At 70.8% G+C, this 26,035-nt stretch carries 26 protein-coding genes; 19 read left to right on the top strand and 7 right to left on the bottom strand.

Features of this window, described 5'->3' with window-relative positions; all coding sequences use genetic code 11:
* The first annotated feature begins 48 nt into the window (after positions 1-48).
* The 5 genes from BLR91_RS05825 to BLR91_RS05845 all read left to right on the top strand — a co-directional run bounded on the left by BLR91_RS05825 (position 49) and on the right by BLR91_RS05845 (position 6,125).
* On the top strand, positions 49-429 hold the full coding sequence (locus tag BLR91_RS05825) for a hypothetical protein (protein ID WP_089876440.1): 381 nt from the start codon (positions 49-51) through the stop codon (positions 427-429).
* Positions 430-463: 34 nt separating this feature from the next.
* Positions 464-784 (top strand): ferredoxin, encoded by a 321-nt coding sequence (gene fdxA / locus BLR91_RS05830; protein ID WP_018191484.1) that lies wholly within the window; start codon positions 464-466, stop codon positions 782-784.
* Between the two features lie 54 nt (positions 785-838).
* Positions 839-1,957 (top strand): succinyldiaminopimelate transaminase, encoded by a 1,119-nt coding sequence (gene dapC / locus BLR91_RS05835; RefSeq protein WP_089876437.1) that lies wholly within the window; start codon positions 839-841, stop codon positions 1,955-1,957.
* 157 nt (positions 1,958-2,114) lie between these two features.
* Positions 2,115-3,443, top strand: a complete 1,329-nt coding sequence (locus BLR91_RS05840; RefSeq protein WP_089876435.1) for a citrate synthase — start codon at positions 2,115-2,117, stop codon at positions 3,441-3,443.
* Positions 3,444-3,521: 78 nt separating this feature from the next.
* Positions 3,522-6,125 (top strand): penicillin acylase family protein, encoded by a 2,604-nt coding sequence (locus BLR91_RS05845; protein ID WP_089876433.1) that lies wholly within the window; start codon positions 3,522-3,524, stop codon positions 6,123-6,125.
* Between the two features lie 78 nt (positions 6,126-6,203).
* Here BLR91_RS05845 and BLR91_RS05850 read toward each other — a convergent pair whose 3' ends face one another.
* Positions 6,204-6,827, bottom strand: a complete 624-nt coding sequence (locus tag BLR91_RS05850) for an SACE_7040 family transcriptional regulator (protein ID WP_018191480.1) — start codon at positions 6,825-6,827, stop codon at positions 6,204-6,206.
* Positions 6,828-6,947: 120 nt separating this feature from the next.
* Between BLR91_RS05850 and BLR91_RS05855 the strand changes: the two genes are divergently transcribed.
* The 8 genes from BLR91_RS05855 to BLR91_RS05890 all read left to right on the top strand — a co-directional run bounded on the left by BLR91_RS05855 (position 6,948) and on the right by BLR91_RS05890 (position 16,054).
* The gene (locus tag BLR91_RS05855; RefSeq protein ID WP_089876431.1) at positions 6,948-8,555 is read left to right on the top strand and encodes a carboxyl transferase domain-containing protein; all 1,608 of its coding nucleotides are present in this window, start codon (positions 6,948-6,950) and stop codon (positions 8,553-8,555) included.
* Positions 8,556-8,559: 4 nt separating this feature from the next.
* Positions 8,560-10,710, top strand: a complete 2,151-nt coding sequence (locus tag BLR91_RS05860; RefSeq protein WP_089876429.1) for an acetyl/propionyl/methylcrotonyl-CoA carboxylase subunit alpha — start codon at positions 8,560-8,562, stop codon at positions 10,708-10,710.
* Between the two features lie 23 nt (positions 10,711-10,733).
* On the top strand, positions 10,734-11,969 hold the full coding sequence (locus BLR91_RS05865) for an acyl-CoA dehydrogenase family protein (protein ID WP_089876427.1): 1,236 nt from the start codon (positions 10,734-10,736) through the stop codon (positions 11,967-11,969).
* Positions 11,970-12,074: 105 nt separating this feature from the next.
* Entirely contained in the window at positions 12,075-12,836 is a 762-nt protein-coding gene (locus BLR91_RS05870; protein WP_018191476.1) for a CoA transferase subunit A, read from the top strand.
* Positions 12,833-13,480, top strand: coding sequence for a CoA transferase subunit B (locus tag BLR91_RS05875; RefSeq protein ID WP_018191475.1), 648 nt, complete (start codon positions 12,833-12,835; stop codon positions 13,478-13,480). Before BLR91_RS05870 ends, BLR91_RS05875 begins: the two co-directional genes overlap by 4 nt.
* Positions 13,477-14,001, top strand: coding sequence for a MaoC family dehydratase (locus BLR91_RS05880; protein WP_089876426.1), 525 nt, complete (start codon positions 13,477-13,479; stop codon positions 13,999-14,001). The genes BLR91_RS05875 and BLR91_RS05880 overlap by 4 nt, the downstream gene beginning before the upstream one ends.
* The gene (locus tag BLR91_RS05885; protein WP_089876424.1) at positions 13,998-14,810 is read left to right on the top strand and encodes an HpcH/HpaI aldolase/citrate lyase family protein; all 813 of its coding nucleotides are present in this window, start codon (positions 13,998-14,000) and stop codon (positions 14,808-14,810) included. Before BLR91_RS05880 ends, BLR91_RS05885 begins: the two co-directional genes overlap by 4 nt.
* Positions 14,811-14,989: 179 nt before the next feature.
* Positions 14,990-16,054, top strand: a complete 1,065-nt coding sequence (locus tag BLR91_RS05890; RefSeq protein WP_018191472.1) for an aldo/keto reductase — start codon at positions 14,990-14,992, stop codon at positions 16,052-16,054.
* A gap of 98 nt (positions 16,055-16,152) precedes the next feature.
* Here the strand turns inward: BLR91_RS05890 and BLR91_RS05895 are convergent, their stop codons facing one another.
* Positions 16,153-16,737: a TetR/AcrR family transcriptional regulator gene (locus BLR91_RS05895; RefSeq protein ID WP_018191471.1), complete on the bottom strand. Its 585-nt coding sequence runs from the start codon at positions 16,735-16,737 to the stop codon at positions 16,153-16,155.
* A 184-nt stretch (positions 16,738-16,921) separates the two neighbouring features.
* Between BLR91_RS05895 and BLR91_RS05900 the strand changes: the two genes are divergently transcribed.
* Both BLR91_RS05900 and BLR91_RS05905 read left to right on the top strand, forming a co-directional pair.
* Entirely contained in the window at positions 16,922-18,280 is a 1,359-nt protein-coding gene (locus BLR91_RS05900) for a M16 family metallopeptidase (RefSeq protein WP_089876422.1), read from the top strand.
* 40 nt (positions 18,281-18,320) lie between these two features.
* Entirely contained in the window at positions 18,321-18,923 is a 603-nt protein-coding gene (locus tag BLR91_RS05905; protein WP_018191469.1) for a histidine phosphatase family protein, read from the top strand.
* A gap of 85 nt (positions 18,924-19,008) precedes the next feature.
* Here BLR91_RS05905 and BLR91_RS05910 read toward each other — a convergent pair whose 3' ends face one another.
* Entirely contained in the window at positions 19,009-19,503 is a 495-nt protein-coding gene (locus BLR91_RS05910; RefSeq protein ID WP_018191468.1) for a GNAT family N-acetyltransferase, read from the bottom strand.
* A 38-nt stretch (positions 19,504-19,541) separates the two neighbouring features.
* On the opposite strand from BLR91_RS05910, the gene dapB reads away from it, so the two are divergent.
* Together dapB and BLR91_RS05920 are read left to right on the top strand one after the other, a co-directional pair.
* A complete protein-coding gene (gene dapB / locus BLR91_RS05915) occupies positions 19,542-20,348 on the top strand; it encodes a 4-hydroxy-tetrahydrodipicolinate reductase (protein WP_089876419.1) in 807 nt (268 codons plus the stop codon).
* A 13-nt stretch (positions 20,349-20,361) separates the two neighbouring features.
* Complete coding sequence (locus BLR91_RS05920; RefSeq protein ID WP_026307220.1) at positions 20,362-20,829, top strand: tetratricopeptide repeat protein; 468 nt, start codon at positions 20,362-20,364, stop codon at positions 20,827-20,829.
* A 40-nt stretch (positions 20,830-20,869) separates the two neighbouring features.
* Here the strand turns inward: BLR91_RS05920 and BLR91_RS05925 are convergent, their stop codons facing one another.
* The 4 genes from BLR91_RS05925 to BLR91_RS05940 all read right to left on the bottom strand — a co-directional run bounded on the left by BLR91_RS05925 (position 20,870) and on the right by BLR91_RS05940 (position 23,226).
* The gene (locus tag BLR91_RS05925; protein WP_089876417.1) at positions 20,870-21,766 is read right to left on the bottom strand and encodes a TIGR01777 family oxidoreductase; all 897 of its coding nucleotides are present in this window, start codon (positions 21,764-21,766) and stop codon (positions 20,870-20,872) included.
* Positions 21,767-21,783: 17 nt separating this feature from the next.
* Positions 21,784-22,209, bottom strand: coding sequence for an OsmC family peroxiredoxin (locus BLR91_RS05930; RefSeq protein WP_026307219.1), 426 nt, complete (start codon positions 22,207-22,209; stop codon positions 21,784-21,786).
* A gap of 113 nt (positions 22,210-22,322) precedes the next feature.
* Entirely contained in the window at positions 22,323-22,799 is a 477-nt protein-coding gene (locus BLR91_RS05935; RefSeq protein ID WP_026307218.1) for a DUF4395 domain-containing protein, read from the bottom strand.
* Positions 22,786-23,226, bottom strand: a complete 441-nt coding sequence (locus tag BLR91_RS05940; RefSeq protein ID WP_089876414.1) for a TlpA family protein disulfide reductase — start codon at positions 23,224-23,226, stop codon at positions 22,786-22,788. Before BLR91_RS05940 ends, BLR91_RS05935 begins: the two co-directional genes overlap by 14 nt.
* Positions 23,227-23,305: 79 nt before the next feature.
* Here BLR91_RS05940 and dapA point away from each other — a divergent pair, with 79 nt between their 5' ends.
* Both dapA and BLR91_RS05950 read left to right on the top strand, forming a co-directional pair.
* On the top strand, positions 23,306-24,283 hold the full coding sequence (gene dapA / locus BLR91_RS05945) for a 4-hydroxy-tetrahydrodipicolinate synthase (RefSeq protein WP_018191461.1): 978 nt from the start codon (positions 23,306-23,308) through the stop codon (positions 24,281-24,283).
* A gap of 71 nt (positions 24,284-24,354) precedes the next feature.
* Positions 24,355-26,031 carry a ribonuclease J gene (locus tag BLR91_RS05950; protein ID WP_018191460.1) on the top strand — a complete coding sequence of 559 codons (1,677 nt, stop codon included), beginning with the start codon at positions 24,355-24,357 and terminating at the stop codon, positions 26,029-26,031.
* Positions 26,032-26,035 lie beyond the last annotated feature (4 nt).

Consider the following 26,035-nt stretch of genomic DNA (forward strand, 5'->3'; position numbering starts at 1 on the left):
AATCGAGCGTAGAGCACCGTCCTGGATGTGTCCAGATAGGATGCGAGGATGCTCAGCCGGATCGTCAGCGCCATCCTCCTCGTGCTGGCGGGAGCGGTCTTCGGGGCGATCGGGACGGTCGCCCACCAGTACTCGGTGACCTGGGGGATCCCGATCCCGCTCGGGCTGATCGGCTCGCTTCTCGCGTTCACGGCCCTGCTCGTGGGCCTGCGTCTGCTCGGGCACAGCCGGCTGCCCGCGCTGCTCGCGGCGCTGGGCTGCATCGCCGTCATCCTCCTGTTCGCGCAGCAGAGCGCGGGCGGCTCCGTGCTCATCCAGAACGACCTCGCCGGACAGGTGTGGCTCGCAGGGCCCATCCTGATCGCGGCGATCGTGATCGCCTGGCCCGATGTGAAGACCCGGCAGCCGGCCCGCGACGGCCTAAGCTAGAGGGACAGCTCCACCTGAAGGGATCCGATCCACTGTGACCTATGTCATCGCTCTCCCGTGCGTCGATGTGAAGGACAGGGCCTGTATCGACGAGTGTCCGGTCGACTGCATCTACGAGGGCGAACGGTCGCTGTACATCCACCCCGACGAGTGCGTCGACTGCGGCGCCTGCGAGCCGGTCTGCCCGGTCGAGGCGATTTACTACGAGGACGACCTGCCCGAGGAGTGGAAGGACTACTACCGCGCGAACGTGGAGTTCTTCGACGACATCGGCTCGCCCGGCGGAGCGTCGAAGGTGGGTGTGATCTCCAAGGACCACCCGCTGATCGCCGCGCTGCCGCCGCAGGCGCACTGAGCCTCGGCGCACCGATGACGGCATCGATGGCCGCGCCGGCGAAGGAGCGCTGACGTGGCGCTGCAGGAGCTCCCGGACTACCCCTGGGATCAGATGGCGCCGTATGCCGAGCGGGCGCGGGCGCATGCGGACGGTCTTGTCGACCTGTCGATCGGCTCGCCGGTCGACCCGACGCCGGACCTCATCCGCGAGGCCCTCGCCAGCGCGACGGACGCGCACGCGTACCCGCAGACGGTCGGGACGCCCGCCCTGCGGGAGGCGATCGTCGACTGGTTCCACCGCCGGCGGGGCGTCCGCGGGCTGACGGTCGAGAACGTGCTGCCGACCATCGGCTCGAAGGAGCTCGTCGCCCTGCTGCCGTTCATGCTCGGACTCGGCGACGGCGACATCGTGGTGCATCCGCGCGCCGCGTACCCGACGTACGCGATCGGCGCGGCGATGGCCGGCGCGACCGCCGTCGCGAGCGACGACCCGGCCGAATGGCCGGAGGGAACGCGCTTGATCTGGCTGAACTCGCCGGGCAACCCGGACGGCCGCATCCTCTCGGTCGAGGAGCTGCGCGCGGCCGTCGCCCGCGCCCGCGAGCTGGGCGCCTACATCGCCAGCGACGAGTGCTACGCCGAGCTGGGCTGGGAGGCGCCGTGGGATGCGGAGCGCGTTCCGAGCATCCTCGACCCGCGGGTCATCGGGCAGGACCGCCGCAACGTCCTCGCGGTCTACTCCCTCAGCAAGCAGTCGAACCTCGCCGGTTACCGCGCGGCGTTCGTCGCGGGGTGCAGCGCCATCATCGGGCGGCTCGTCAACGTCAGGAAGCACGCCGGCCTCATGCTGCCGGCGCCGCTGCAGGCCGCGATGGTCACCGCGCTCGGCGACGAGCGGCACGTGGAGGCGCAGAAGGCGCTGTACCGCTCCCGTCGCGACCTGCTGAAGCCGGCGCTCGAGGCCGCGGGCTTCTGCATCGACCGCAGCGAGGGCGGCCTCTACCTGTGGGCGACGGAGGGACGCGACGCCTGGGAGAGCATCGGACGGCTCGCCGACCTCGGCATCCTCGCCGGCCCCGGCCACTTCTACGGCGACTTCTACCCGGAGCACGTGCGCCTGTCGCTCACGGCGACCGACGAGCGGGTGGCCGCGGCGGCGGAGCGGCTACGGGCGTTTGGAGACAACCTCTAACGGGTCGCCGGCCCCTTTGCCCGATGCCGCAGTTGTCGCCGGCGTTCGTTAGGCTGTACCGGCACGGCCTGTCGAGCGGACGGCGCCGGGCAGCGCTGCCACGATCGGCGCGCACCTTTGACCACCCATATGGGCGACTAACCCACCAGGAGGCGTTGTGAGCGGACTCGGCACCGAGAGCACTGGCACCGAGAAGGCCGTAGCGGAGGCCGAACTCGCGACGGCCTCTCTGACCTATCCGGGCGGTGTCGCCGAGTTCCCGATCCGGCCGAGCGTCGACGGGGCCTCGAGCATCGACTTCTCGACGCTGACGAAGCAGACCGGGCTGACCAGCCTGGACTACGGCTTCGTGAACACCGCCGCCACGCGCTCGTCGATCACGTACATCGACGGCGAGCAGGGCATCCTGCGCTACCGCGGCTACCCGATCGAGCAGCTCGCCGAGAACTCCACGTTCCTCGAGGTGGCGTGGCTGCTCATCCACGGCGAGCTGCCGTCGACGTCGGAGCTCGCGGAGTTCGACGAGCGCATCCGCCGGCACACCCTGCTGCACGAGGACCTGCGCCGCTTCTTCGACGCCCTCCCGCACGACGCGCACCCGATGTCGGTGCTGTCGAGCGCGGTGTCGGCGCTGTCGACCTTCTACCAGGACTCGCTGAGCGTCCACGACCCGGAGCAGATCGAGCTCTCGACCATCCGTCTTCTCGCGAAGCTCCCGGTGATCGCCGCCTATGCGCACAAGAAGAGCCTGGGCCAGGCATTCCTGTACCCGGACAACTCGCTGAGCTTCGTGGACAACTTCCTGCGCCTCAACTTCGGCACCCTCGCGGAGCCGTACGAGGTGAACCCGGTGCTGTCGCGGGCGCTCGAGCGCCTGCTCATCCTGCACGAGGACCACGAGCAGAACGCGTCCACCTCGACCGTCCGTCTGGTCGGGTCGACGCAGGCCAACCTGTTCGCCTCCGTCTCCGCCGGCATCAACGCCCTCTACGGCCCGCTGCACGGCGGAGCGAACGAGGCCGTTCTGCAGATGCTCGCCGGCATCCGTGACTCGGGCGAGAGCGTCCAGAAGTTCGTCGAGCGCGTCAAGAACAAGGAGTCCGGCGTCAAGCTGATGGGCTTCGGTCACCGCGTCTACAAGAACTTCGACCCCCGCGCCAAGCTCGTGAAGCAGTCTGCCGACGAGGTGCTCGAGGCGCTCGGCGTGCACGATCCGCTCCTCGACATCGCGAAGGAGCTGGAAGAGGTCGCGCTGGCCGACCAGTACTTCGTCGACCGCAAGCTGTACCCGAACGTCGACTTCTACACGGGCGTCATCTACAAGGCGATGGGCTTCCCGACGCGGATGTTCACCGTGCTCTTCGCGATCGGCCGCCTGCCGGGCTGGATCGCGCACTGGCGCGAGATGAACCTCGACCCGCAGACGAAGATCGGCCGCCCGCAGCAGCTGTACGTCGGCTCGCCGGAGCGCGATCTCGGCCGCTGAGCCGCATCCACGACTCGACGTCATCTCGGAGGGATACGCTCCTTCAGAGACGGCGGTACCGGCCGACGAAGGAGCGACGTGGGCGACGACACCCCCCGACTGAGGCGGCACCATCGGGTCCTGAGGGTGATCGGCGGCGTGCTCGCCGTCCTCCTGGTGCTGGTCGTCGTCGCCGGGGGCATCGGCGTGTGGACGATCACGCGCTCGTTCCCGCAGACCGCCGGGTCGGTGGATGTCCCGGGCCTCACGAAGCCGGTCACGGTGTACCGCGACGACGCCGGCGTGCCGCAGCTGTCCGCATCCACCGCCGACGATCTCTTCCGCGCGCAGGGGTACGTGCACGCGCAGGACCGCTTCTGGGAGATGGACTTCCGCCGTCACGTCACCGCGGGCCGGCTGTCGGAGATGTTCGGCGCGAGCCAGGTGCCGACCGACACCTTCATTCGCACGCTCGGCTGGCGTCGCGTCGCCGAGCAGGAGGTGAAGCTGCTCGATCCGACATCGTTGCGGTACTACCAGGACTACGCGGATGGCGTGAACGCCTACCTCAAGCAGCGGTCGGGCGCGGGGCTGTCGCTGGAGTACGCCATCCTCGGCCTGCAGAATCCGTCCTATAAGCCGGAGCCCTGGACGCCCGCGGACTCGATCGCGTGGCTGAAGGCGATGGCATGGGACCTCCGGTCGAACCTCGAGGACGAGATCGACCGCGCGCTGCTGGCGACCAAGCTGAAGCCGGAGCAGGTCGCGGAACTCCATCCCGGCTACCCGTACACGGGCCACCCGACGATCACCGACCTCGGCGGCGGGAATCCGCGGACCGTCACGCCGGATGCCGAAGCGGGTGCCGCGGGAGCCGCGGACCAGTCCTCTGCGGACGCCTCCGCGCCGGCGCCGACCGCATACGCGTCGCAGCTGGAGCAGGTGGCCGCGAGTGTCGACTCCCTGCCGCAGCTGATGGGTCCGGCCGGCGACGGCATCGGATCCAACTCGTGGGTGATCGGCGGGGCGCACACCGCCAGCGGCAAGCCGCTCCTCGCCAACGACCCGCACCTCGGCGCCGCCCTGCCGTCGGTCTGGTACCAGATGGGCTTGCACTGCACGACGGTGGGGCCGGAGTGTCCGTTCGACGTGTCCGGCTTCAGCTTCTCCGGCTTCCCGGGCATCATCATCGGCCACAACGACCGCATCTCCTGGGGCTTCACCAACCTGGGTCCGGACGTCGCCGACCTGTTCGTCGAGAAGGTCACCGGCGACACGTACGAGTACGACGGCCGGCAGGTGCCGCTCGAGAAGCGCACGGAGCGCATCCGCGTCGCCGGCGGTAAGGACGTGACGATCACCGTCCGGTCGACCCGGCACGGGCCGATCGTGACGGACATCGGCGATGCGTACGCCGTGATCGCGAAGGACCAGGCGGGCAAGCTCGGTGTGCCCGCGCAGCAGTTCCAGCTGTCGCTGGCGTGGACGGCGCTGACCCCCGGCACGACCGCGAACGCGATCTTCGCCTTCGACACCGCCCGCGACTGGCCGAGCTTCCGGGCGGCGGCGCAGCAGTTCCAGGTTCCGTCGCAGAACCTGGTCTACGCCGACGTGGACGGCAACATCGGCTACCAGGCGCCCGGTCTCATCCCGGTCCGCTCGGGTGGCGACGGGACGATGCCGATGCCCGGCTGGAGCAGCGGGTACGGCTGGACGGGCACCATCCCGTTCGAGGAGCTGCCGTCGGTGTTCGACCCGCCGGCCGGATACATCGTCACAGCGAACAACGCCGCCGTCGGGCCGGGTTTCCCGCGGCTGATCACGGCGGACTGGGACCAGGGGTACCGCGCCAACCAGATCGAGGTGCGCCTGAGCGCCCTGATGGCGCAGGGGAAGAAGCTGACGTCGAAGGACATGTCGGACATCCAGGCGGACACCTACGACGCGAACGCGGCGAACCTCGTCCCGGTGATCCGCGCGGTCGCCGAGAAGCCGGATGCGTCCGCCGACGTGCAGCAGGCCGCCCGGCTGCTCGCCGACTGGGACTACCGCGACGATGCGGACAGCGCGGCCGCCGCCTACTTCGCGGTGTTCTGGCGGGAGCTGCTCCACGACATGTTCGCCCGCAAGATCCCGGCGGCCACCGCGCCGACCGGCGGCGACCGCTGGTTCACCGTCGTCGCCTCCCTGCTCGGGCAGCCGGAGTCGTCGTGGTGGGCGGACTCGGACCTCGGCACGTCCGACCGCGACTCGATGATCGCCTACGCCGCCGGTCAGGCGTGGAAGGAGACCGCCCACCAGCTGGGCGGCGACGTGTCGTCGTGGCGCTGGGACCGCCTCCACACGCTCACGCTGAAGAACGCGAGCCTGGGGGAGTCGGGCATCGCCCCCATCGAGGCGCTGCTGAACCGCGGGCCCTGGCACGTGGGCGGCGGCAGTAGCGTCGTGGATGCGGCGGGCTGGGATGCGACCGTCGGGTTCGCGGTGCAGCGCGTGCCGTCGATGCGGATGGTGGTGGACCTCTCCGACTTCGACAAGAGCACGTGGATCAACCTCACGGGAGCATCCGGTCACGCGTTCGACGCGCACTACACCGACCAGACCGACCTGTGGGCGGTGGGGAAGACGCGCCCGTGGCCGTTCACCCCCGCCGCGGTGAAGAAGGCGGCCGACCAGACCCTGACGCTGCGTCCCGCGCGCTGACTCCAGCTCCTCCTCCGAGGATTCGTGCTGAATGTGCGGAAAGCGCGCCGCTGAACGCACATTCGGCACGAATGTCAGTCAGGGGGAGGTGAGGGCGGCCCACGCCATGCGCTCGAGGACGGGGCGCACGACGCCGGGCGCGACCTGTAGGGCGCCTACGCGCGCGGTGTGCGGCGTCGAGTTCAGGAGGCCGAACGTGGCCTGCACGCGCACGCGCAGCTCGTCGTCGGCGAGGGCGGGGTGCAGGGTGCCGAGCACGCCCATCCACACCTCCACGTAACGGCGCTGGAGCCGGCGGACCTGGCGGCGGGCAGCATCGTCGAGCGAGTCGAGGTCGCGGTCCTGCACGCGGATGGTGTCGGGCTCTCCGAGGGCGAAGTCGATGTGGAAGCCGATCAGCGACCGCAGGGCCGTCGCCGCATCCGCCGCAGCCTGCTCGACCGCCTGACCGCCTGCGAGCAGACGCTCGCTCACCCCGATCAGGAGCGCCGACAGCACGGCCTGCTTGGAGGAGAAGTGACGGTACACCGCCGGGCCGCTCACGCCGACGGCCGCCCCGAGGTCTTCGATCGAGACGCCGTTGAAGCCGCGCTCGGCGAAGAGCGTCGCTGCGGACTCGAGCAGCGCGGCACGCCGGTCGGCCTTGGCCTGGCTGCGCTGCGTCGGCCGCTCGAGGGGAGCGGCGGGACTCGGCTGGGTCATCGTCCTCGATGGGGTCGGGCCGCCCGGTCGGCGACGCTGGACTTTTCGGTTAATGAACACTAACCTAAAAACCGAGTTAGTGACCACTAACCGGATGTCGACGACGACATATGGAGCAGCATGCCGACCCTGACCAGTGAGGCGTCCGCGACGGACGCCCGGTTCGAGCAGAACGACGCCGCCCAGCGCGAGCTCGTCGCCGATCTGCGGCGGCGACTGGCCGTCGCGGCGGCCGGCGGCCCCGAGCGCGCCCGCGAGCGTCACGTCGCCCGTGGCAAGCTGCTGCCGCGCGACCGCATCGACGCCCTGCTCGACGAGGGCAGCCCGTTCCTCGAGCTGGCTCCGCTCGCCGCCACCGGGATGTACGACGACGAGAGCCCGGCGGCCGGCGTCATCGCCGGGATCGGCCTGGTCGCGGGCCGCCACGTCATGGTCGTGTGCAACGACGCGACGGTCAAAGGCGGGACGTACTACCCCATGACGGTCAAGAAGCACCTGCGGGCGCAGGAGGTGGCACTGGAGAACCGGCTGCCCTGCATCTACCTGGTCGACTCGGGAGGAGCGTTCCTGCCCATGCAGGACGAGGTCTTCCCGGACCGCGACCACTTCGGTCGCATCTTCTACAACCAGGCGCGGCTCTCCGCGGCGAAGATCCCGCAGATCGCCGCCGTGCTCGGCTCGTGCACCGCCGGCGGCGCCTACGTGCCCGCGATGAGCGACGAGACGGTGATCGTCCGCAACCAGGGCACCATCTTCCTCGGCGGTCCTCCGCTCGTGAAGGCGGCCATCGGCGAGATCGTCAGCGCGGAGGAGCTCGGCGGCGGCGACCTGCACGCCCGTACGTCCGGCGTGGTCGACCACCTGGCGGAGGACGACGAGCACGCGCTCGCCATCGTGCGCGACATCGTCGCGACGCTCCCGCCGCCCGCGGCGCCGGCCTGGGCGGTCGAAGCGCCGGTCGAGCCCGCGGCCGATCCGGCCGAGCTGTACGGGGTCGTCCCGGTCGACGTGCAGGCGCCCTACGACGTCCACGAGGTGATCGCGCGCATCGTCGACGGCAGCGGCTTCCACGAGTTCAAGCCGGAGTACGGCACCACACTCGTGACCGGCTTCGCACACATCCACGGGCATCCCGTCGGCATCGTCGCGAACAACGGCGTGCTGTTCAGCGAGTCCGCCCTCAAGGGCGCGCACTTCATCGAGCTGTGCGACCAGCGCGGCATCCCGCTGCTCTTCCTGCAGAACATCTCCGGCTTCATGGTCGGCCGCGACTACGAGGCGGGCGGGATCGCCAAGAACGGCGCCAAGATGGTCACGGCCGTCGCTACTGCCCGCGTGCCGAAGCTCACCGTGGTGATCGGCGGGTCCTTCGGCGCCGGCAACTACTCCATGTGCGGCCGGGCCTACTCGCCGCGCTTCCTGTGGATGTGGCCCGCCGCCCGCATCTCGGTGATGGGCGGCCAGCAGGCGGCCAGCGTTCTGGCCACCGTCAAGCGCGACCAGCTGGACGCGCGCGGCGAGGAGTGGTCCTCCGACGACGAGGCCGCGTTTCGCGCCCCGATCGCCGCCCAGTACGAGGAGCAGGGCAACCCGTACTACTCGACCGCCCGGCTCTGGGACGACGGGGTGATCGACCCCGCCGAGACCCGCACCGTGCTGGGCTTGGCGCTCGACGTCGTCTCCCGCTCGCCGCTGCCCGACACCGCCTTCGGGCTCTTCCGGATGTGATCGCGTGACCACCACCCCCTTCCGCACCGTCCTCGTCGCCAACCGCGGCGAGATCGCCTGCCGCGTCATCCGCACCCTGCAGCGCCTGGGCATCCGCTCGGTCGCGGTCTACAGCGACGCCGACCGCGATGCGCCGCACGTCGCGCTCGCCGACGTCGCCGTGCGCCTCGGACCGCCCGCCGCGCGCGAGAGCTACCTGGATGTCGACCAGATCGTGGATGCGGCCCGCCGCACCGGCGCCGAGGCCGTCCACCCCGGCTACGGCTTCCTCTCCGAGAACCCGGCGCTCGCTGAGGCGTGCGAGGCGGCGGGCATCGTGTTCGTCGGCCCGGGCGTCCACGCGCTGGAGGTCATGGGCGACAAGATCACGGCGAAGCACGCGGTCGCCGAGCACGACGTTCCCACGATCCCCGGGATCGCCGAGCCGGGCCTCGGCGACGACGACCTGATCGCCGCCGCCGAGCGCATCGGGTTCCCCGTGCTGGTGAAGCCGTCGGCGGGCGGCGGGGGCAAGGGGATGCAGGCCGTGCGTTCCGCTGCCGAGCTCCCGGAGGCGCTGCGGGCGGCCCGACGCGTCGCCGCGGCCGCATTCGGCGACGACACCCTGTTCTTGGAGCGGCTGGTCGCCTCCCCTCGCCACATCGAGGTGCAGGTGCTCGCGGACCGCCACGGCGGGATCGTGCACCTGGGCGAGCGCGAGTGCTCGCTGCAGCGCCGTCACCAGAAGGTGGTGGAGGAGGCGCCGTCGCCACTGCTGGATGAGGTGACCCGGGCGCGCATCGGCGAGGCCGCCTGTCGTGTCGCCGAGAGCGTCGGCTATGTGGGCGCAGGCACGGTGGAGTTCCTGGTGTCGGCCGAGGCGCCGGACGAGTTCTTCTTCATGGAGATGAACACCCGGCTGCAGGTCGAGCATCCCGTGACCGAGCTGGTGACGGGTCTGGATCTCGTCGAGCAGCAGCTGCGGATCGCCGCGGGGGAGCCGCTGTCGTTCGCGCAGGAGGACGTGCGCCTGAACGGCCACGCCGTCGAGGCCCGCGTCTACGCGGAGGACCCGGAGCGCGGTTTCCTTCCCGCGGCCGGCCACGTGCTGGCGCTGCGCGAGCCGGAGGGCGACGGCGTGCGGGTCGACAGCGGCATCGTCGCGGGCATCCCGATCGTCACCGACTACGACCCCATGCTCGCCAAGATCGTCGCCTGGGGCGAGGACCGTGACCAGGCCTTCGCCCGGCTGCGCGGCGCGCTCGCCGGCACGAGTATCCTCGGCGCGGTCTCCAACCTGGCGTGGCTCGTCGGGCTCGTCTCCGACGACGACGTCCTGGCCGGACGGATGGACACCACCCTGATCGACCGCCGCTTCGCCGAGCAGACGCCCGCGCCGGTGACCGAGCCGGAGCTGATCGCGGCGGCGCTGTTCGCGCACCGTGATCGCTGGCAACAACCGCCGGCGGGAGTCGGCGCGGTGTGGGGTGCGCCGACGGGATGGCGTCCCGGCCGGGCGCGACCGGTGCGGTACGACGTGGACGGGGTGGCGGTGTCCGTCAGCGGACCGGTCGAGGATGCGATGGTCACCGTGGTTCGGGATGCAGCAGATACGTCGACGCCCGACGCCCGCCGCGCCTCCCTTCGTCTGCGCGAACCGGATGCGGCGGGCCGCCCCGCGGTCGCCCTCCTCGACCTCGACGGAGAGACCATCCGCTTCGACATCGCGCGCGACGGCGACACCGTGTGGCTGGCGCGTGAGGGCCGCTCCCGTCCGCTGCGGCTGCGCGACCGCGCGACGCGCCTCGCCGAGCGGCTGGCCGCGGTCGACCGCGGGACGCTCGCGGCGCATCCCGAGCTCCGCTCGCCCATGCCCGGCACCGTCGTCGCCGTCCCGGTCGAGACCGGCGCGCGCGTCGCCGCGGGCGACACGGTCGTCGTGGTCGAGGCGATGAAGATGGAGCACCGCCTGGTGGCGCCCGTCGACGGCGTCGTCGCGGTGCACGTCGGCCCCGGCGACCTCGTGCGGCTCGATCAGCTCGTCGCCCGCGTCGACGCCGACGAGGCGGACGCTGCCGACGCTGCCGACGCGACCCTGCCCATCCCGAGCACTTCCGACGTTCCGCCCCAACCGGCGGACGCGGCGCCGACACGACCGGCCGCCGCACAGCGATAGTCACCACAAGAGACAGGACCCGCATGACCATGCAGATGACCCGCCCCACCGGCCCCGCGGCCGGAGCCGCCGGAGCCGACGACACCGATGTCGCCGGCTTCCAGCTCACCGACGAGCAGCGCCGCCTCCGCGACGAGGTCCGCGACTTCGCCGACACGGTCGTCGCGCCCGCCGCCTACGAGTACGACACCAAGCGCAGCCTCCCGTACGACATCATCGCCGAGATGGGCCGGATGGGCCTGTTCGGTCTCCCGTTCCCGGTCGAATACGGCGGGCAGGGCAAGGACTACCTCTCCCTCTGCCTCGCCGTGGAGCAGCTGGGACGCGTCGACCAGTCGATCGGCGTCACCCTGGAGGCCGGTGTCGGGCTGGGCGCCATGCCGATCTTCCGCAGCGGCACCGAGGAGCAGAAGCAGCAGTGGCTGCCGATGCTCGCCCGCGGCCAGGCGCTCGCCGGTTTCGGGCTCACCGAGGCCGAGGCGGGCTCCGACGCGTCCGGCACGAAGACCACGGCCGAGCTGCGCGACGGCGAGTGGGTGATCAACGGCACCAAGCAGTTCATCACCAACTCCGGCTCGGACATCACGCGGCTGGTCACCATCACGGCGGTCACCGGTGAGGAGCGGCGCGCGGACGGATCGATGAAGAAGGAGCTGTCGGCGATCATCGTCCCGACCGGCACCCCCGGCTTCGTCGCGGAGCCCGTGTACGACAAGGTCGGCTGGCACACCTCGGACACGCATCCGTTGACCCTCACCGACGTGCGCGTCCCCGAGGCGAACCTGCTGGGGGAGCGCGGCCGCGGCTACGCGAACTTCGTGGCGACCCTCGACGAGGGCCGGGTGGCGTTCGCCGCGCTCTGCACGGGTGCCGCGCAGGGCTGCCTGGAGGAGGCCATCCGCTACGCCAAGAGCCGGAACGTGTTCGGACGGCCGATCGGATCCAACCAGTACATCGCCTTCAAGATCGCGCGGATGCAGGCTCGGGTCCACACCGCCCGGCTCGCCTACTACGACGCCTGCTTCAAGCTGATGGCCGGCAAGCCGTTCAAGATGGAGGCCTCCGTCGCCAAGCTGGTCTCCAGCGAGGCCGCGATGGACAACGCCCGCGACGCCACGCAGATCTTCGGCGGCTACGGCTTCCTCAACGAGAACCCGGTCGCGCGGCACTACCGCGACTCGAAGATCCTGGAGATCGGCGAGGGCACGAGCGAGGTCCAGCTGATGGTGATCTCGCGCGCCCTGGGCTTCTCCGCCTAACCTGAATCCGCAGCCGACAGCTCCTGAGTTTTTCCGCGCAGCACCCGGCGTGTCGCCGGAAAAACTCAGGAGCTGATGGCGAGAGACCCTCGAAGGGGAGGACGCATGATCGACAAGACCGTCGGAAGCGCCGCGGAGGCCGTCGCCGACATCCCGGACGGCAGTACGCTCGCCGTCGGCGGGTTCGGCCTGTGCGGCATCCCGAGCGCGTTGATCCAGGCGATGCTCGATGCGGGGACCACCGACCTCGAGGTGGTCAGCAACAACTGCGGCGTCGACGACTGGGGCCTCGGGCTGCTTCTCGCCGAGCACCGCATCCGCAAGATGATCAGCTCGTACGTCGGCGAGAACAAGGAGTTCGCTCGTCAGTTCCTCTCCGGCGAGCTGGAGGTCGAGCTCACCCCGCAGGGAACGCTCGCCGAGAAGCTGCGGGCGGGCGGCGCGGGCATCCCCGCGTTCTTCACGCCCGCCGGCGTCGGCACCCAGATCGCGACGGGAGGCCTCCCGCGCCGCTACGCCGCCGACGGCTCCGTCGCGGTCGCGAGCGAGCCGAAGGAGGTGCGGACGTTCGACGACGCCGAGTACGTGCTGGAGCGGTCCCTCCGCCCCGACTTCGCCCTCGTCCACGCCGCGAAGGGCGACCGGCACGGCAACCTCGTCTTCCATGCCGCCGCGATGAACTTCAACCCGCTCGCCGCGATGGCCGGCCGTGTCACCATCGCCGAGGTGGAGGAGCTGGTCGAGCCGGGCGAGCTCGATCCCGGCGCCGTGCACTGCCCCGGCATCTTCGTCCAGCGGGTCGTGCACGCGCCGGGCGTCGAGAAGCGGATCGAACGGCGCACAGTCGCCGAAGGGAGCGCACGATGAGCCTCAGCCGCACCGAACTCGCCGCCCGGGTGGCGCGCGAACTGGAGAACGGGCAATACGTCAACCTCGGCATCGGCATGCCCACGCTCATCCCGAACTACATCCCGGAGGGTGTCGAGGTCATCCTGCACTCGGAGAACGGCGTGCTCGGCGTCGGCCCGTATCCCGCCGACGACGCGGTCGAGCCCGACCTCATCAACGCGGGCAAGGAGACGGTCACGGTGAACCGCGGCGCCGCCTTCTTCGACTCGTCGCTGTCGTTCGGGATGGTGCGCGGCGGACACGTCGACCTGGCCGTCCTCGGCGCGATGGAGGTCTCGGAGCGCGGCGACCTCGCCAACTGGATGATCCCCGGAAAGATGGTGAAGGGGATGGGCGGCGCGATGGACCTCGTCTTCGGCGCCAAGCGGCTCATCGTAATGATGGAGCATGTCGACCGCGAAGGCCGGCCCAAGATCGTGACCGAGTGCAGCCTCCCGCTGACCGGCACGGGATGCGTCGACCGGATCATCACCGACCTGGCCGTCATCGACGTCACGGACGACGGGCTGGTGCTCCGCGAAGTCGCCGCGGGCGTCACCGTGGACGACGTGGTCGCCGCGACCGGCGCACCGCTGCGCGTGGAACTGGAGGAGGCGGCATGAGGGAGATCGAGCAGCGGGGGCTCTACTACGAGGAGTTCGAGCCGGAGACGCGGTACCTGCACCGGCCGGGGCGCACGGTGACGGAGGCCGACAACGTCCTCTTCACGACCCTGACCATGAACACGCAGGCGCTGCACCTGGACGCCGCGTGGTCCGCCCGGCAGCCCTTCGGGGAGCGGCTGGTGAACTCCATGTTCACGCTGGCGACGATCGTCGGAGCCTCGGTGACCCAGCTGACGCAGGGCACGATCGTCGCGAACCTGGGGTTCAGCGAGGTCGCGTTCCCGCATCCGCTGCACCACGGCGACACGCTCTACTCGGAGACCGTCGTGCTCGCGAAGCGGCTCTCCGCCTCCCGGCCGGGGCAGGGCATCGTCACGCTCGAGCACACCGGACGCAACCAGGACGGGGTCGTCGTCGCCACGGCGACGCGTCAGGTGATGGTGTGGTGTCGGGACGTCTCTCCGGTCGCGTCCGATCCGGGCGCAGCGGGAGGCGACGGGTCGGACGAGATCCTGTGAGCGACGCCCCATTCCCCTGGGGGCCGGCGCTGCTGTTCTGCCCCGCCGACCGCCCGGAGCGCTACGCCAAAGCGATCGAGCGGGCGGATGCGGTGATCCTCGACCTGGAGGATGCGGTCGACCCGGCCGCGCGGCCCGCCGCCCGGGAAGCGCTCGTCGCGTCGGAGCTGGATCCGGAGCGCGTCATCGTCCGGGTCAACCCGGCCGGGACCGACGACCACGACGCCGACCTGTCGGCGCTCGCCGCGACGCCGTACCGCGCGGTGATGCTTCCCAAGGCCGAGCGGCCGGCCGACCTCGACGGGCTGCGCGACTACGCCGTCATCGCTCTCTGCGAGACGGCCGCCGGCGTTCTCGCGGCGCCGTCGCTGGCGGCCGCGCCCGGCGTGATCGCGCTGATGTGGGGCGCAGAAGACCTCGTCGCCTCGCTCGGCGGCACGTCGAGCAGGCACCCCGACGGACGGTACCGCGACGTCGCCCGCCATGCGCGGTCGGCGGTGCTGCTGGCGGCGGGCGCCGCATCCATCGACGCCGTCGACACGGTTCACCTCGACATCGCCGACCTCGCCGGACTCGCGGCCGAGGCGGAGGACGCCGTGGCCGTCGGGTTCGCGGCGACGGCGTGCATCCATCCCGGTCAGGTGGAGACGATCCGGGCCGCCTACCGGCCCGATCCGGCCGAGGTACAGGCTGCTCGCGAGCTGCTCGCGGCGGCCGAGAACGCGGGCGGGGGAGTGTTCCGGCATGAGGGCCGGATGGTCGACGGACCGGTGCTCGCGCACGCCCGGACGGTGCTCCGGCGTTCGTGATGAAACTGTGACCTAGCTTTCCTCCACGGTTCACCCGTTTCGTCCTTCGCACGTCGGAGGCATGTCGTACGCTGCAAGTGTTCAATTGGGAATCCGCCGTTCTCGAATCGATTCGAGGGCAATCGATTCGCGGGGAACGGACATACGCGGCGGTTGGAGGTCGCGGGGGAGGGGGAGACATGCCACAGCTGTTACCCCTGCGCCTGCTCGAGACCGTCGGCCTCCGCAGCAGCGCCACTGCCGACCCGCGCGCCGGCTCCGCCGAGCCGCCGACGGGCGTTATCGACGTCGACCCGGCAATCGCGAGCACCGGCCCGCTGTCGATCATCGCGCCCCGCCGCATCGGCGAGAGCGACCTCGCGGTGTACCCGCTGTCGCTCGGCGCGAGCGTCTTCGGCTGGACAGCAGACGGCGACACGTCCCTCGCCATCCTCGACCGTTTCACCGAACTGGGCGGCGACTTCATCGACACGGCCGACAGCTACGTCGGCGGCCGCAGCGAGGTGCTCATCGGCAAGTGGATGCGCGAGCGCCGCAACCGCGACCGCATGGTCGTGGCGACGAAGGTTGGGCGGCACCACGACAACCCGGGCCTCGGCTCCGTGAGCATGATCCGCGCGGTCGAGGCGTCCCTCGAGCGGCTGCAGACCGACCACATCGACCTGCTCTACTTCCACGAGGACGACCCGGAGACTCCGCTGGAGGACAGCCTGGCGACGGCCGAGTGGCTGATCGAGAGCGGCAAGGTGCGGTACCTGGGCGCATCCAACTTCAGTGCGGACCGCCTGATCGAGGCGCGCATCCTGGCATCGTCGGGCTTGCCGAAGTTCGTCGCCATCCAGACGCAGTACAACCTGATGCACCGCAGCGAGTTCGAGAGCGCCCCGCGCATCGTCGCGGCGGCGCAGGGGCTCGCGGTGATGCCGTACTACGCCCTGGCGAACGGCTTCCTCACCGGCAAGTACCGCAGCAAGGGCGACCTGACGGCCGGGGCGCGCAGCGTCCGCGCCGCCGCCTACGTGAACCGTCGGGGCCAGCGCGTGCTCGCCGTCCTCGACCGCATCGCGGCCGAGCACCACGTGGCGCCCGCCAGCATCGCGCTCGCCTGGCTGCTCGCCAAGCGGACGATCGCGGCACCTGTGGCCAGCGCCAGCCGGCCGGATCAGGTCGACGCGCTGATGGCCGCCGCGGGCATCCGCCTCACGCGGTCGCAGATGCTCGACCTCGACCGCGTCTCGGAGTAGCTCGCGCCTGCCCGGCCCGCCCGCGCAGACGTGGGTCGCAACGCGCCGTTATTCGGGTCGCATAACGGCGTGTCGCGACCCACAGCTGGTCGCGCCGGTCAGACCTCGCCGAGGATGCGGTCGAGCGCCCGGTGCAGGGCGGCGCCCGCGGCGATCGGGTCGCCGACGTAGCCGCCGGCGAGTGCGCCGTCGCGCGCGAGGATGAGGTCGTCCGCGGCGTCTCCCGGCCGCGGGTGGCCGATCTGGCGGAACAGCTCCTCGATGCGGTCGGCGTACCAGTCGCGGTGCGCGGTCACGGCGACACGGACCGGGTCCGTCTCGTCGGCGAACTGCGCGGCGGCGTTGATGAAGGGGTCGCCGTGGAAGCCGGGGCTGACGGCCTGGTCGTTGATCGAGTCGACGAGGGCGCGAGCGATGTCGCGTGGGTCGTCGTGCTTGGCCTCCTGCTCGGCGAACCATTCGCGCACCTGGCGGTCGCGACCCTCGACGTACGCGATGATCAGCAGGTCCTTCGACCGGTAGTGCTTGTAGAACGTCGCCTTCGTCACACGGGCGCCCGCGATGATGCGGTCCACGCCGACGGTGTGGATGCCCTCCTGGTAGAAGAGCTGATCCGCCGTCGCGAGGATCTTGACCTTCGACGGCGCGGGCGGCCGGATGGTCGCTCGGGCACTTACGACCATCCGGCACGACTCCTTTTTCGGGGGAGGCTGGGTCGCCTCCGCATTGCTGTTCGTAGGGCCGATCGCATCCGGCGCGGGGCACCGGACACGATGGCTTTCACAGTATAGCGGTAGACAGACGAGTCTGTTTGTCCTCTTTTTCCCAGCCACGGCATCCCGCGTGCTCTGGCGTAGGGTGGAGGGGATGAACAGCGCAGTCGACCTCCCGCTCGGTATGGCCGACCTCACCTTCGCGGCGTCCGGCGAAGCGCTGGTCCGGCGGACGGTGCTCCCGAGCGGAGTCCGCATCCTCAGCGAGCAGGTGCCCGGCGCACGCAGCGCAACACTCGGCTACTGGGTCGCCGTCGGCTCGCGCGATGAGAGCGACGGCCAGCCCGGGCATCCCGGCTCCCTCGGCTCTACGCACTTCCTCGAGCACCTCCTCTTCAAGGGCACGCGCACCCGCACCGCCCTCGACATCGCCGTGTCGTTCGACTCGGTGGGCGGCGAGCACAACGCCATGACGGCCAAGGAATACACCTGCTACTACGCGAAGGTCCAGGACCGGGACCTCGCGATGGCGGTCGAGGTCATCGGCGACATGCTCACGTCGTCGGTGCTCGACGCGGCCGAGTTCGAGAACGAGCGCGGCGTCATCCTCGAGGAGCTCTCCATGGCGGAGGACGACCCGGCCGACGTCGCCAACGAGCGGATGTTCCAGGCCGTCCTCGGCGACCACCCGCTGGGCCGTCCCATCGGCGGTCGCCCCGACACCATCCGTGCCGCGAGCCGCGACGGCGTGTGGGAGCACTACCGCGCCAACTACCGGCCGCAGGACCTCGTGATCACCGCCGCGGGCGCCGTCGACCACGAACTGCTGGTCGCCGGCGTCGAGCGGGCTCTCGCCGCCGCGGGCTGGGATCCGGAGCTCGTCGCCACCCCGGTCGCCCGCCGCCCTGCGGTCCCCGCCGACATCCGCCGCGGCAGCCCCATCGTCACGGTGGAGCGCCCCATCGAGCAGGCCAACGTGTTCGTCGGAATGCCCGGGATCCTGGCCACGGACGACCGCCGCACGACCATGAGCGTGCTGAACTCCATCCTCGGCGGCGGGATGTCGAGCCGCCTGTTCCAGGAGGTGCGCGAGCGTCGCGGCCTGGCCTATTCGGTCTACTCGTTCTCTGGCTCGTACTCCGACGCCGGCGTGTTCGGCCTCTACGCGGGATGCACCCCGGCGAAGGCACGCCAGGTCACCGAGCTGATGCTCGACGAGCTGCGGCGGCTCGCGTCCGGCGGCGTGACGCCCGACGAGCTGCGCCGCGCGGTCGGCCAGCTGTCCGGTGGCGCGGCCCTCGCCCTCGAGGACTCCGACACCCGCATGTCCCGTCTCGGCCGCGCCGAGATCACGCTCGGCGAGTTCGCCGACCTCGATGAGAGCCTCCGGCGCCTCCACCTCGTCACCGCAGACGATGTGCGCGCCCTCGCCGCCGATCTGGCGGACCGGCCGGTCTCCGTCGCCGCGGTGGGGAGCGTCACCGACGACGTGTTCGCCGGCCTCGCCTCCTGACCCGCCCTTCCTTCCGTTCCATCTCCGAAAGGTCCCGCTCGTGCCCCACTACATCTACCTCGTGCGCCATGGCGAGCAGCAGGATGCCGAGCACGGCCTGCCGGACGGCCCGCTCTCCCCGCGCGGCAAACGCCAGGCGCAGCTGGTCGCCGAGCGGCTGAGCGGCATCCCGTTCACGTCGATGTACCACTCGCCCCTGGTGCGGGCGACCCAGACAGCCGAGATCATGGCCGAGCGGATGCCGGCGCTCGAACCGCAGCCGTCGAGCCTGCTGTTCGACTGCATCCCCTCCGGTCCGACCCCGGACATGCCCAAGGCGTTCGAGTCGTTCTTCGGCCCGGTGACGGAGGCGGAGATCGAGGCGGGCCGCGCGCAGATGGATGACGCCGTGCACGAGTTCCTCACCCCGGCGATGGGAGACCGGCACGACCTGCTGGTGACCCACAACTTCGTGATCGGCTGGTTCGTCCGGCACGTGTTCGACGCGCCGGACTGGCGCTGGCTCGGCCTCAACCAGGCGAACTGCGGCCTGACGATCATCCGCGTCCGCTCCGCCAAGCCGCCGGTGCTGGTGGTGCACAACGACCTCGGGCATCTGCCGGTCGAACTGCGTACAGGGCTCCCCGAGCTGCAGCCGGTCTGACCCGCCCCGGCCAAGCAGCGAACAGCTCCTGAGTTTTTCGGCCTCCGAGCGCCGATTCGGCCGAAAAACTCAGGAGCTGTTGGCGTCAGTGGAGGGGCTTGCGGAACCAGTCGGTCGCGTTGGGGTTGTCGTTGTACGGCTGGATGGGCTCGTAGCCGTGCGAGCGGTACAAGCCGCCGGCCGCCTCCAGACTCGCGTTCGTGTCGAGCACCAGCTCGGTCGCACCGAAGCCGCGGGCGCGCAGCTCCAGCTCGGCGAGGATCGCCCGGCCGTACCCGTTGCCGCGCTGCGTCGGCGTCACCCACAGGTGCTTGATCTCGTACCGCACGACCGGCACGCCCTCCTCGATCTCCGACAGCGGGACGCGCAGCTCGCGGATCCCGCCGCATCCCACCTCCACGCCTTCGTCGTAGGCGAGCAGGAAGACGCCGTTCGGCGCCACGAACTGGCCAGGATCCGGGAACGAGGTCCGGTACGCGCCCTGCGAGCTCGGGAACGTCTCCGCGCGCTCGGCGAAGTAGTCGGACAGCATCCGGTGGGCGGTCGCGTCGGTGACGGCGACGTCTGCGAAAGACACCATCGGCCCAGCGTAACGCGGCCCGCGGGTAGGCTGATCGGGTGAGCATTCGCGTGGCCGTCGCCGGAGCGACCGGAAAACTGGGAAGCGTGGCGGTCCGTCTCATCGAGGAGGCCGACGACTTCGAGCTCGTCGCACGGCTCGGCTCCCGCTCACCGCTGGAGGACATGCTCGGCGCGGACGTGCTCGTCGACATGACGCTTCCGCAGGTCAGCCCCCGGATCGTCGCCTTCGCGGTCGATCACGGCCTCAACGTTCTCGTCGGGACATCCGGCTGGTCGGCGGACCGCATCCTCGACCTGGAGCGTCGCGTCGCCGAGCACGAGGGACGCGGCGCCGTCGTCATCCCCAACTTCTCCCTCGGCTCGGCCCTGGGCACCGCGTTCGCCACCGTCGCCGCCCGGTTCTTCGACTCCATCGAGATCGTGGAGACGCACGGTGCGGGCAAGGTCGACTCGCCGTCCGGCACGGCGGTGCGCACGGCCGAACTCATCGGCGCCGCACGCGCGGCGAAGGGCCCGGTGGAGGCGCCGCACTCCGACCAGCGCGCTCGCGGGCAGCAGGTCGCGAGCGTGCCCATCCACAGCCTCCGGATGCGCGGGGTCGTCGCCCAGCAGCAGGTGATCTTCGGCGGCGCCGGGGAGCAGCTGACCATCCGCCACGACACGATCGGCCCCGAGGCGTACGAGGCGGGCATCCTCCTCGCGCTGCGCGCGGCCGCCACCGCGACCGGGGTGACCGTCGGCCTCGACAAGCTCGTCGACCTCGGGATCGCCGAGCCGAGTGGCGAGCCGCCGCGCCCGACCGTCCGGGATGCGGGCGACGACGGCACCGACCCGACGCGATAAGAGACCGGCCGCCATGAGAAACCGTTTGGCCGCCATCCTGATGGCGGTCCTCCTGCTCGTCTACCTCGTGCTGGTCACCCAGCGCGCGGTCATGCTCGTGCTGACCGGCGAGCCGGTCGGCATCGCCATGGGTGTCGCGCTGATCGTGCTCCCGTTCATCGCCGCGTGGGCCATCGGCCGGGAGCTGCTGTTCGGCGCGCGCACCGAGCGTCTGGTGCGACAGCTGGATGCGGAGGGCGCGCTCCCCGTCGAAGACCTGCCGACCCGTGCGAGCGGCCGACCGCTCCGGGACGCCGCCGATGCGGAGTTCCCGCGGTACCGCGCCGAGGTCGAGGCGGAGCCGGAGAGCTGGCGCGCCTGGTTCCGGCTCGGGCTCGCCTACGACGCGTCCGGAGACCGGCGTCGGGCGAGGGAGGCACTGCGGCAGGCGATCCGCCTCGAGCGTGCACAGGCGAAGGCGGAACGTCCCGCGGCACGCTGAGCACCCGGCTCCGGATGCCGGCGGCGGGAGTGCAACTGCGTCAGGCCGCGCGCACCTCGACGAGCCGGTCCATCGCATCCTCGATCGTCGGATCCCGGAACTCGAAGCCGTCGTCGAGTAGCGCCTTCGGCACCACCAGCTGATCCGCGAGCAGCAGTTCACGGCCGGCGTCCTGCAGCGCCAGCTCGATCGCGAACTTCGGCACCGGCAGGAGGTACGGCCGTCGCACCGCCTGTGCGAGCGCCCGCACGATCTCTCCGGCCGTCGCGGGCGTCCGCCCGGCGATGTTGACCGGCCCCTCGAGCGACGAGGTCAGCAGATGGACGAGCGCTGCCGCCTCGTCGTGCAGGCTGACCCAGGGCCAATGCTGGTGTCCGCCGCCGAGCGGTCCCGCGAGTCCCGCCTTGGCGAGCGGGAGCAGCGGTTTCAGGGCGCCGCCGCGGCCGATGACGACACCGGTCCGCGCGAGCGCCACCCGGGTGGACGATGGCGCGAGCCGGGCTGCCGCCTCCCACGCGTCGACGACATCGGCGAGGAATCCCCGCCCCTTCGTCGCCGCCTCGGTCAGCTGCTGGCCCGGGCGGTCGCCGTAGTAGCCGACGGCGGAGCCGCTGACGAACACATCGGGCGGGGTGTCGGCCCGGCGCATCCCCTCGGCGAGCGTGCCCGTTGCCTGCAGGCGCGACGACAGGATGCGCCGCTTGGTCGCGCGTGTCCAGGGCAGTCGCTGCAGTGAGCTGCCGGAGAGGTTGACGACCGCGTCGGCCCAGTCGAGAAGCGCGGGGTCGATGGAGCGTTCCTCCGGCGCCCAGCGGAACTCGTCGGCGCCGGCGGGCTCGCGGCGGACCAGCCTCCGCGTCTCGTGTCCCGCCGCGGCCAGCTGGCGGCGCAGCTCGCCGCCGATCATGCCGGAGGCCCCGGCGAGCAGTACGCGCATGTCCGGCCGCCGGCGGATCAGGCGAGCGACGCGTCGAGGGTGATCGGGATGCCGACCAGCGCCCGCGACACCGGGCAGGTGCTCTTGGCCTCATCCGCGAGGCGCTGGAAGTCCTCGTCCGAGAGCCCGGGAACGCTCGCGGTGACGGTCAGGTGGCTGCCGGTGATGCCCTGAGCCGGGTCGAAGGTGACCGCGGCGGTGGTCCGGATGCTCTCCGGCGCGTTGCCGAACTGCGCGAGCACGTTCGAGAAGGCCATGGAGAAGCAGGCGGCGTGCGCCGCTCCGAGCAGTTCCTCCGGGGTGGTGACCTCGGCGCCGCCCTCGGAACGGGCCTTCCAGTTGACGGCCAGTTCCGCCGCGTGCGACGAATCGAGCGTGACCGTTCCCGAACCGCTCCTGAGATCGCCGTTCCAGACGGTGGTGGATGCGCTGGTGACTGCCATGAAGACCTCCTCGTGACGCTCCGCCGCCGAGCGCGGCCGGGCGTCTCCCACCCTAGTGACGGGTTCCGACACCGTCACCGGGTGCTGGGCGGATTCCCGGCTGGGCCGCTCGCTCAGGCGTCGACGCGGCGCCGGATGAGCCGCGCGCGCACCAGCAGCAGGTACAGCTGGCAGCCCAGGCAGTATCCGAACACGGAGTTGAGGAAGGCGGCGGCGAACGCGAGCGCCGCCGCGATCGGGAGGGCGAGCGGCACCCCGGACACAAACAGAACGAGGCCCACGCCGGTGACGAGCAGCCCGACCGCCTGCGCGAAAGTCGGGGGCGCCGGGTCTTCGAGCTCCGTCGGAGGCGCGAGCCGGGGCCGGATCACGGCGCGGAACAGCACGCCGTACGGATGGCGGCGGATGCCCGCGAAGGCGCCCCAGGCGAAGAGGAGCGCGATGACGAGCAGCAGCACAGCGGCGGCGGTCGTCGCACCGACGAGCGAGAGGAACAGGTCGATCAGGAGCAGCACGGCGGTGATCCCGGCGCCGAAACGCGGCGACCGCGGGTCGATGCCCGTGCGAGCGGATGGATCAGGCTGAGACATGGTCACTCCCGAGGATGCGGTGGAGGGTGAGGCGGACATCGTCCGGGCGGGCGGCGCCGCCGATCCGGGCGCGGACCGCGCCCGTGGCGTCGAGGACGAGGGTCGTCGGCGTCTGGAGGATCCCGAAGCGGGTGGCGAGCTCCGGCCGGTCGGTGAGGTCGACCTCGGCGTGAGTGACGCCGTCGACGTCGGCGGCGACGTCGTCGAGCACGCGGGCGGTGGAGCGGCAGGGTGCGCAGAACTCGGTGGAGAACTGCAGGAGGGTGGCACGGCCGCCGAAGCCGTCGACGCCGATCTCGGCGGGGATGACGACGTCGTGGGTGCGCACCGTCCGGGCCCGGCCGGTCGTCGCGCGCCAGAGGAGGCCGGCCGCCGTGACGACGGCGACGAGCCCGAGCAGGATGCCGAGAGCCGCGAATCCGTTCACAGGTCGGGACGCTACGCCGACGCTGTGGACAGCGCAGCTAATGTGACCTCCCGTGACGGCGACCCGATAGCCTTGTGCCATGGCTGCTTCCGAGAATCCGTTCGGCCAGGTCCTCGTCGCCCTGGTCACCCCGTTCACCGCTGATGGCGAAGTGGACTGGGCGGCGGTCGAGAAGCACATCGACGACGTGATCCGCGCGGGGGCGGACGGCATCGTGGTCACGGGCACCACGGGGGAGACCTCGACGCTGACCGACCCCGAGAAGCTCCGCCTGGTCGAGGTGGGCAAGTCCGTCGCCGACGGCCGGGCCAAGATCATCACCGGCGGCGGCTCCAACGAGACCGCCCACGCCATCCAGCTGTACCAGCAGAGCGAGAAGGCCGGGGCCGACGGCGTCATGGTCGTCACGCCGTATTACAACAAGCCGACGCAGGCCGGCATCCTGACCCACTTCCGGATGATCGCCGACTCGACCGACCTTCCGGTCATCCTCTACGACATCCCCGGCCGGACCGGCGTCCCGATCAAGTACGAGACCATCCTCCGCATCGCGAAGCATCCGAACGTGCTCGCGATCAAGGACGCGAAGGGCGACTTCAGCGAGGTCAGCCGCGTGCTCAACCAGACCGACCTGATGTACTTCTCGGGCGACGACGCCAACGTGCTCCCGCACCTCTCCATCGGGGCGAGCGGGCTCATCGGCGTCACCGCCAACATCGCCGCGACCCCGTACCGCCAGATCGTGGATGCGGTCAACGCAGGCGACCTGGCGACCGCCACCGCCGCCCACATGAAGCTCGAACCGCTGGTGCGCGCCGTGATGACACACGTGCCCGGTACCGTTGCTGCCAAGTACATCCTCCACGGCCTCGGCCGCATCTCGAGCCCCCGCGTGCGTCTGCCGCTCGTCGGGCCCGAGGAGTGGGAGGCCGCTCAGATCGAAGACGAGCTCGACCTCGTCACAGACATCCCCGGTGTCGACTTCTCGAACTTCCGCCCCGACCGCAACGCGGCCGCGGGCGGTGCGCTCCCGAAGATCGCCGGGACCACACGCTGACGACCGCACAGGCGGTCGAACACATGGCGGGCGCGCGAAGCCCCGCAAAGAACACAGAAATAGGAGGGCACATGCCCAACCTCGTCGCCGAGCCTCCCGCGCTCGAACCCGGAACACTCCGCATCATCCCGACGGGCGGTCTCGGTGAGATCGGCCGCAACATGACCGTCTTCGAATACGAGGGAAAACTCCTCATCGTCGACTGCGGCGTCCTCTTCCCCGAGCAGGACCAGCCGGGCGTCGACCTCATCCTCCCCGACTTCGCCCCGGTGCGCGATCGCTTGGATGACGTCGTCGGCGTCGTGCTCACCCACGGGCACGAGGACCACATCGGCGCTGTTCCGTACCTGCTCAGGCTGCGGCGCGACATCCCCCTGATCGGCTCGGGCCTGACGCTGGCCCTGGTGGAGGCGAAGCTCAAGGAGCACCGCATCCAGCCGTACACGCTGACGGTCAAGGAGGGTCAGGTCGAGCAGCTCGGCCCGTTCTCCCTGGAGTTCGTCGCGGTCAACCACTCCATCCCGGATGCGCTCGCCGTGGCGATCACCACCCCGGCCGGGGTCGTGCTCCACACCGGCGACTTCAAGATGGACCAGCTGCCGCTCGACGACCGCATCACCGACCTGCGGGCCTTCGCGCGCCTCGGCGAGAAGGGCGTCGACCTGTTCCTCGCCGACTCGACCAACGCCGACGTGCCCGGCTTCACGCCGCTGGAGCGCTCGATCGGCCCGGTGCTCGACGCCGTCATCGCCCGGGCGCCCCGTCGCGTGATCGTCGCCAGCTTCTCCAGCCACGTCCACCGCGTGCAGCAGGTGCTCGATGCCGCCGCCGCGAACGGCCGCCGCGTCGCCCTCCTCGGCCGCTCGATGGTCCGCAACATGACCATCGCGGCGGAGCTCGGCTACCTCAAGGTCCCCGATGGCGTGCTCATCGACTACAAGAAGGCCGCCGACCTCCCCGACGACGAGATCGTCTACATGTCGACCGGATCGCAGGGTGAGCCCATGGCCGTGCTCGCGCGGATGGCGAACCTCGACCACCAGATCGAGGTCGGTCCCGGCGACACGGTGATCCTGGCGTCGAGCCTGATCCCGGGCAACGAGAACGCGGTCTACCGCGTCATCGACGGGCTCACCAAGCTCGGTGCGAACGTCGTGCACAAGGGCAACGCGAAGGTCCACGTCTCGGGCCACGCGGCCGCGGGCGAGCTGCTCTACTGCTACAACATCCTGAAGCCGAAGAACGTCATGCCTGTGCACGGCGAGTACCGCCACCTGGTGGCCAACGCGCGCCTCGCCATGGACACCGGCGTTCCCGAGAAGAACACGATCCTGGCGGAGGACGGCTCGGTCGTCGACCTGCGCGACGGCGTCGCCCGCGTGGTCGGCCAGCTCGACCTGGGCTTCGTCTACGTCGACGGCTCCAGCGTCGGCGAGATCACCGACGCCGACCTGAAGGACCGCCGCATCCTGGGCGAGGAGGGCTTCATCTCGATCATCGTCGTCGTGGAGGCCGCGACCGGCCGCATCGTGACGGGCCCGGAGGTGCACGCCCGCGGTTTCGCGGAGGACGACGCGGTGTTCGACGACGTCAAGCCGAAGATCGCCGCCGCCCTCTCGGAGGCCGCCCACAACGGTGTCCGCGACTCGCACGCGCTCTCGCAGGTGGTCCGCCGGACCGTCGGCCGCTGGGTCAACACCAGCTACCGCCGCCGGCCGATGATCGTGCCGCTGGTGATCGAGGCCTGACCCG

Source organism: Leifsonia sp. 466MF (assembly GCF_900100265.1).
Classification (GTDB): Bacteria; Actinomycetota; Actinomycetes; order Actinomycetales; family Microbacteriaceae; genus Leifsonia.

Bases quoted from the DNA above. Each gene is read 5' to 3' on its own strand.
- BLR91_RS05950 (WP_018191460.1), top strand. From the start codon at position 24,355: ATGCCCAACCTCGTCGCCGAGCCTCCCGCGCTCGAACCCGGAACACTC.
- BLR91_RS05935 (WP_026307218.1), bottom strand. From the start codon at position 22,799: ATGTCTCAGCCTGATCCATCCGCTCGCACGGGCATCGACCCGCGGTCG.
- BLR91_RS05900 (WP_089876422.1), top strand. From the start codon at position 16,922: ATGAACAGCGCAGTCGACCTCCCGCTCGGTATGGCCGACCTCACCTTC.
- BLR91_RS05930 (WP_026307219.1), bottom strand. From the start codon at position 22,209: ATGGCAGTCACCAGCGCATCCACCACCGTCTGGAACGGCGATCTCAGG.
- BLR91_RS05865 (WP_089876427.1), top strand. From the start codon at position 10,734: ATGACCATGCAGATGACCCGCCCCACCGGCCCCGCGGCCGGAGCCGCC.
- BLR91_RS05920 (WP_026307220.1), top strand. From the start codon at position 20,362: ATGAGAAACCGTTTGGCCGCCATCCTGATGGCGGTCCTCCTGCTCGTC.
- BLR91_RS05890 (WP_018191472.1), top strand. From the start codon at position 14,990: ATGCCACAGCTGTTACCCCTGCGCCTGCTCGAGACCGTCGGCCTCCGC.
- BLR91_RS05855 (WP_089876431.1), top strand. From the start codon at position 6,948: ATGCCGACCCTGACCAGTGAGGCGTCCGCGACGGACGCCCGGTTCGAG.
- BLR91_RS05910 (WP_018191468.1), bottom strand. From the start codon at position 19,503: ATGGTGTCTTTCGCAGACGTCGCCGTCACCGACGCGACCGCCCACCGG.
- BLR91_RS05880 (WP_089876426.1), top strand. From the start codon at position 13,477: ATGAGGGAGATCGAGCAGCGGGGGCTCTACTACGAGGAGTTCGAGCCG.
- dapA (WP_018191461.1), top strand. From the start codon at position 23,306: ATGGCTGCTTCCGAGAATCCGTTCGGCCAGGTCCTCGTCGCCCTGGTC.
- BLR91_RS05870 (WP_018191476.1), top strand. From the start codon at position 12,075: ATGATCGACAAGACCGTCGGAAGCGCCGCGGAGGCCGTCGCCGACATC.
- BLR91_RS05925 (WP_089876417.1), bottom strand. From the start codon at position 21,766: ATGCGCGTACTGCTCGCCGGGGCCTCCGGCATGATCGGCGGCGAGCTG.
- BLR91_RS05895 (WP_018191471.1), bottom strand. From the start codon at position 16,737: ATGGTCGTAAGTGCCCGAGCGACCATCCGGCCGCCCGCGCCGTCGAAG.
- BLR91_RS05875 (WP_018191475.1), top strand. From the start codon at position 12,833: ATGAGCCTCAGCCGCACCGAACTCGCCGCCCGGGTGGCGCGCGAACTG.
- BLR91_RS05825 (WP_089876440.1), top strand. From the start codon at position 49: ATGCTCAGCCGGATCGTCAGCGCCATCCTCCTCGTGCTGGCGGGAGCG.
- BLR91_RS05850 (WP_018191480.1), bottom strand. From the start codon at position 6,827: ATGACCCAGCCGAGTCCCGCCGCTCCCCTCGAGCGGCCGACGCAGCGC.